The organism is Dokdonella sp. (assembly GCF_036518555.1).
In the GTDB taxonomy this organism is placed as follows: Bacteria; Pseudomonadota; Gammaproteobacteria; order Xanthomonadales; family Rhodanobacteraceae; genus Dokdonella_A.
Genome location: NZ_DATDMY010000296.1, coordinates 1 through 6,391, shown reverse-complemented (window position 1 = coordinate 6,391; position 6,391 = coordinate 1). Strand labels below are relative to the sequence as shown.

General features: G+C 70.1%; 3 protein-coding genes. 2 read left to right on the top strand and 1 reads right to left on the bottom strand.

What is annotated here, in order from left to right; translation table 11 throughout:
* Both murJ and VI238_RS15980 read left to right on the top strand, forming a co-directional pair.
* Positions 1–1,528, top strand: a 1,528-nt coding sequence (gene murJ / locus VI238_RS15985) for a murein biosynthesis integral membrane protein MurJ (RefSeq protein WP_331653155.1), incomplete at its 5' end; no start/stop codon positions are given.
* A gap of 240 nt (positions 1,529–1,768) precedes the next feature.
* On the top strand, positions 1,769–3,166 hold the full coding sequence (locus VI238_RS15980) for a hypothetical protein (RefSeq protein WP_331653153.1): 1,398 nt from the start codon (positions 1,769–1,771) through the stop codon (positions 3,164–3,166).
* Between the two features lie 206 nt (positions 3,167–3,372).
* Here the strand turns inward: VI238_RS15980 and VI238_RS15975 are convergent.
* Positions 3,373–6,391 (bottom strand): hypothetical protein (locus VI238_RS15975; protein WP_331653151.1); only part of this gene is annotated, 3,019 nt, incomplete at its 5' end.

Sequence of the window (6,391 nt, the reverse complement as noted above, 5' to 3'; positions counted from 1 at the left end):
GCTCAACCTTGCCGGCAAGCTGCTGGCGATCGGCAAGACGCTGATCATCGCGACGTTGTTCGGCACGAGCGGCGTGCTCGACGCGTTCTGGGTCGCCTACTCGCTGCCGCTGATGTTGCCGAACCTGCTCACGACGGTCGTCACCGTCGCGTTCGTGCCGCGTTTCGTGAAGAGCCTCGAAGGCCGCACCGGCGCCGCGGCGTGGCGCGGCGCGAACACGCTGTTCACGCTCGCGATCGGCGTGTCGTTGCTCGCCTGCGCGGCGATCCAGCTCTGGACCGGCGCGCTCGTGCACCGGCTCGCGCCCGGCCTCGCGCCGGAGAACCAGCAGCAGGCGATCGGCATGATCCGCCTGATGCTGCCGTGCATGCTCATGCTCACGCTGTCGTCGCTGCTGTCGGCGCTCAGCAACGCGCGCGAGCGCTTCGTGCTGCCCGGCCTCGACGGCGTCGTGAACAACGCCGCGATCATCCTCGTCGCGCTGCTGTTCGCGCACAGCCTCGGCGTGCGCGCGCTCATCGTCGGCATCACGCTCGGCTTCTTCGCGCAGCTGTGCATCCTCGTGCTGGGCAATCGCGACCTGTTCCGCAGCAGCCTGCGGCCGGCGCTCGCGCTCGGCCATCCGGATGTCCTGCGACCGCTCGCGCACCTTCTGCCGCTGCTGGTCGGCTCGGTCGGCGCGATGCTGACCGGCCTCGTCGACCAGTACTTCGTCTCGCGCCTCGATGCCGGTTCGATCTCCGCGCTGACCTACGCGACGATGATGGCGATGCTGCCGGTCGAGGTGTTCGCGCAGGCGATCATCACGAGCTACTACCCCGCGCTCGGCCGCGGCGTCGCCGCGGGCGATCATCGCGCGGTGGCGGCGACCTGGCGCAGCGGCCAGCGCCTGATCCTGCTGCTGACGCTGCCGTGCGCCGTACTGCTGGTCGGTCTCGCCAAGCCGATCGTGATCGTGCTGCTCGAGCACGGGCGCTTCGACGACCGCTCGACCGCGCTCACGGTCGAGGCGATGAGCCTGCTCGCGATCGGCATGGTGTTCCGCTCGCAGGCGTACTTCAGTTATCGCGTGCTGCACGGCATGGTGCGGCCGTGGACGCAGGTCGTGATCGGCCTCGCCGGCGTCGCCACCTGCGTCGGCCTCAACCTCGCCTGGGCCCAGCGGCTCGGCCTGCGCGGGGTCGCGCTGTCGGCCGTGCTGTCGCAGCTGCAGTCGGCGCTGGTCGCATCGCTCGTCGTACGTCGCCTGCTGCACGCGGACGCGAGCGCGCGACGCACCCTGTCGGCGCCCCTGCTGCTGCCCGTCGGCGCGCTCGCGGCCGGCGTGCTGCTCGCCCGCGTGCTCGTGCCCGCGAGCCTTTACGAAGCGAGCCACCGCCTGTGGGCGCTCGCCTGCGGCTTCGCCGCACTGCCCGCCGGCGTGTTCGCGTTCGCGCTCGCGTGGCACCTGCGCCTGCCCGAAGTCGTGGAGATCGTCGCGAAGCTGCGCAGCCTCCGGGCACGATCCCCCGCGCGGCGCAAACCGTGACGATTATCACGAAGCACGCGCGCCGCGGCCTCCCGAAAATCGACCGCTGAAAATCGTCCTGCGATTTATCGGCGACATTTTCCGCTAACGCCAGGATAACCGGATTCACGATTTTCGAACGGCGCTCACACATTTCCGGGAAACGGCGGCAAGTCGTTGTCTCAGGGTGCGAATTTCATCGCAAACCGGGGCGGAAGCGCGGCGCAGAATTCGCGCCTCGACTCCACCCCTGGATTATTCATGCCCGCGCCCCTGTTGCGTAATGCCTCACTGCTCGCGATCTCGCTCGTCGCGTCGTCGCCATTCCTCGCGACGACGCGCGCCCATGCCGAATCCGTCGCCGACGATGTCTTCGGCAACGGCTTCGAAGCGCCCGCTGGCGGTGGCATGGCCAATGCCTGCAGCACGTTCTACCCCGACGGCTTCACCCTGCTCGAAGGCAGGATCAATCCGCCCGCCGGCAGCCTCGCGAAGCCGGCCAAGGGCCAGGCGTTCGCCGACCCCGGTTTCGACACCTGCATGGTGCGCATGACCCAGCACGACGTCGAACCGCCGCAGCAGTTCGCGCGCAACGATTACTCGCGCCGGGAGCCGTTCAACGCCGACGACAGCCGCGTGCTCGTCTACGGCTCGGGCGGCTACTGGCACATCTACGATGCGAACACGCTGCAGTACGACAAGCAGCTCAGCGGGCCGGCCGGCGACTCGGAAGTGCAATGGCATCCGACCGATCCGAACAGCCTCTACTACATGCCGACCAACGGCGGCATGAAGATCTTCAAGCTCGACATCCGCACGAACACCTCGCAGACCGTCGCGAACTTCAGCGGCCGCCTGCCGTGGTCGAACGCGGCGCGCCTGTGGACGAAGAGCGAGGGCTCGCCTTCGCGCGACGGTCGCTACTGGGGCTTCCAGGCCGAAACGAGCAGCTTCGGCATCCTCGGCTACGTCGTCTACGACATGCAGACCGACCAGATCGTCGGTACGCGCAACGCGACGGTGCGCCCCGACCACACGAGCATGACGCCGTCGGGCCGCTGGTTCACCTCGTCCGACGATTCGCTCGGCACGTGGGCGTGGTCGCCGGACTTCACGCAGAAGAAGAAACTGCTGCACAAGTCCGAGCACTCCGACATCGCCGTCGGCGCGAACGGGCACGACCTCTACACCTCGATCGATTTCCAGAGCAACAGCGGCGACGTGTTCTTCGTCGACATCGACGCCTGCCCGAGCGTGCCCGCCGACGCCGACCCTGCGTCGACGCCGGAGTGCCCGCGCACGGTGCTGTTCCCGACCTACGTCAACGGCTCGTCGACGTCGGTGCACATTTCCGGCAAGGCGTACGCGAAGCCGGGTTGGGTGCTGATCTCGACCTACAACACGCACCAGGACCGCAGCGGCGCGTGGCCGTGGTTCACGAACAAGGAGATCGCGGTCGAACTCAAGGCGAACGGTCGCGTGTACGGCCTCGGCTACCACCACGGCGGCGACGACGGCTACTGGACGGAGAACCAGGGCGCGGTCAATCGCGATTTCACCCGCATCGCGTTCAATTCGAACTGGAGCACGGGCAGCCAGACCGACGTCGACGACTACCTGATCCAGCTCGGCCCCGGGATGATTCCCGCCGCGCAGTAGCGCCGTGTGGCGCCCGGCGCCGACGAACCGGGTGCCCGGTGAACGGGGAAGGCCGGTGGTCTCGCGACCACCGGCCTCTTTCGTTCCATGCGACGCGCATCGCGCGCGATCGCAACGGACCGTCGATCACGGGATCGTGATCGCCGCACCGCTCCGGTCGTAAGCCCAATCGAGCACCTGCGCCGGGAAGCCGTTCGGCGCGGTCGTCACGAGGTGCAGGTATCCGTAGTCCACGTGCCCGCCCGCCTCGTCGTAGAACGCGATGCCGAGGTAGCCGTCCGCGCCACCGACCCAGTTGCCGAGGCGACGCGATGCGCCCGATACCGGAGTACCCGGTCCGACCGTGTCGCCCGCATGCAGCACCGCGAACGCGCCGCCGCCGTCCACGACGCCACCGACCGCGGCGGCGAACGCGGGCGGAACGGCATCGCCGTACCAGTACGCGTAGAGGCCGTCACCGTCGGGCCCGCCGACGAGGTCGTACAGGTTGACGTCGTCTCCCGTCGCGTTCGCGTCGTAGGCGTGGTAGCTCCCGGTCGCGAAGTCGAACGCGCTGCCGTCGACGCTGTCGGCGACGGTGGCGTCGTGCCGCGGACGATGTCCGCGTTCGCGTTCGCCTCGAAGCCGTCGCAGAACAGCGTGTCGGAGCCGCCGCTGCACGCGGCGGCAGGCGGATGGCCGACGACGAGGTCGACCGGGATCGCGAGCACCGGTCGCTGCGGATCGTTCGTCACGAGGCAGAGCTCGGCGTGGTAGTCGCCCTCGCCGAGCGCGGCCGCGTCGGCGACGACCTGGATCGTCACGCCCTCGCCGCCGTCGACGCTCGTCGCGCTCGCGCTCGCGGCGAGCCACGGCACCAACGGGCCGGAACACGCGCCGCCGCTGCCGCCGCCGGTCGCGACCGCGCGGATCATGAAGTTGCCGTCGAGGGCGCCCTGCTCGATATCGCCGATCGTCCCCGTGATGTCGTTGTTGCCGAGATGGGAAAGGTCGACCGGTGGCGTGGTCGCCGACGAGATGTACGAGCGCCCCTGCGATGCGGATTCGTCGAGCGCGGCCGGGAACAGGCGCGGCATGAAGTTGCCCGCGATCGCCCACTGGTCGACGAAGCCGAGGTAGACGTCGCCGCCCGCGGGCACCTCGAAATCCACCGCGTAGGTTTCGAACGTGCCGGTACTGCCGATCGACACGAGGGTATCGACGCCCAGGCGCACGGCATTGCGCGGATCGCCATCGCCGTCGGCGTCGTAATAGGCGACGAGGTTGGCTTGCAGGCCGCTGAGGTCGCCGTCGCCGGACGGCCAGTACACGCCGATCGAATGGATCGTCATCGCAGCGCTCGCGACGTATCGATTGAGGTAGACCGCACCCTGCTCGCCCGACGCGCCGCCCGCGCCGAGCGCGGTTTCGGCGCTGCCGTCGTCGAGCTGCAACGTGAACGAACCGTCCGGCTGCCACGGCGATGCCGCGCGCGGCGCGCGCACGAGTGCACGCGACCCGATCGTCGCCACGGCGTGCGTGCCGTTCGCCTTGCCGGCTCCGGCCTTGTCGCGCGCATACGGCAGCAAGGTCGCGTGCGCGGTGCCGCGCGTCTCGATCGAGAATGCGAGCGGTGCGCTGCCCGCCGCGTTGGACAGGACGACGGCACCCGTCGTGCTCGCGCCGACATCGACCTGGACGTCGAGTGAAGCGGGCGCGACCGATGCGCTCGGCGGAATTGCGTCGACGCCGAGCGCGACCGAGTCGATCCACCAGCCGTTGTCGCCATCGGCGCCGAACGACGCGTCATCGGCGGTGCGGAAGCGCAGCCGCGCCGCGTGGCCTACCGCGCCGGCCGGCAGCGTCGCGATCGTCGTCATCCAGCCGTGGCTGTCGCCCGACCATGCGGGCCGGCCGCCGATCGGGTTGTTGGTGCCATCGTTGAGCGTCGTGCCGTAGCCGCCGGTGACGAAGCGGCCGCCGGCATCGACGATGTCGACGTAGGGCGAGCCGTCGATCGAGACCTCGAGCACGGCGCCGTCGTAGCGGCGCTCGAGGTTGTAGCGATGGCGGAACGCCACATGCTGGTTCGCGACCGGCGTGAACGACGGCGTTTCGAGCGTGAAATCGGCGATGTCCGCGCGCTCGGGCGCGTGCGCGGACACCGGCGCCGAGTCGGAGACGTCGCTGACGGTGCGCCAGTCGGCGCTGCCGCCGAACGTCGACGAGATCCAGCCGGGCGGCAGCGCGGGCGGCACATTGCCGTCGAAGTCCTCCGCCGGCGGGAACGCGCCGCCGCCTGCGCTCGTGACGAGCAAGGTCGCGCTCGCGCCGGCGGCGTTCGCGCCGAGATCGGTCTGCAGCGCGCCCGCCGCGATCGCATGGGTGTAGTTGCCGGGCGCCGCGGCGCTCACGGCGACGCTGATGGTGCAGGTACCCGCAGCGGGAATCTGCGCACCCGCGGGCAGGACCAGGTGCGTGCCGCTCGTCACCGGAGTCGCGCCCGCGCACGTGCTGCTCGCGGCACCCGCGAAGGCGAGCCCCGCCGGCAGCGCGTCGTCGAGGTCGGCGCCCAGCGTCGCCGGGCCCGGCTGCGACTGGTTGCCGAGCGTGATCGTGAGCGTCGACGGGCTGCCCGCCGCGACCGCGGCGGGCGCGAATGCGATCGCGAGGCCCGGCGGTGCGAGCACCCCGGTGGCGCGGAAGCGCAGGTCGTCGATGAGTTCGCCGCCATCGGCGTGCGCGCGGAATTCGACCCTCCGGATCGGCGTCGTGCTCGTGACGCCGAAGAACGCGGCATTGTCGCGTGTGCCGATCGGCGTCACCGTCGTCGTACCGAGCGAGACGCCCGCATCGTCGTACACCTCGACGTCGACCGCGGTGCCGGCGCCGAGTCCGCCGTAGACGTTCGCGGCAACCGCGTCCGCGACGGGATCGAGCGTCACGATCGTCGAGTCGACGAACGTCGTCGCGCCGACCGCGCGCGTGAGCTGGTTCGGCCCGAGGAACGCGGGCGGGAACTCGATGATGCCGTCGCCCGAGGTCGACGTGATCGAGAAACCGCCCGCGAGCTGGCCGGGCGCGAAGCAGGCGTCGTTCGACGTGCTCCCCATCGGCTCGCCGCACAGGGTCGGAAACGGCCCGACGGGGCTGCCTCCGTCGAACGTCTCGTCGGTGAGGTTCGGTGGAACGCCGACCGCGGCGTCGAACGACGCCTCGTCCGGATGGAACTGCACGCCGCCGCGC

What these genes read in the sequence shown, in the direction of transcription:
- VI238_RS15980 (WP_331653153.1), top strand. Translation starts at nt 1,769, where the DNA reads ATGCCCGCGCCCCTGTTGCGTAATGCCTCACTGCTCGCGATCTCGCTC.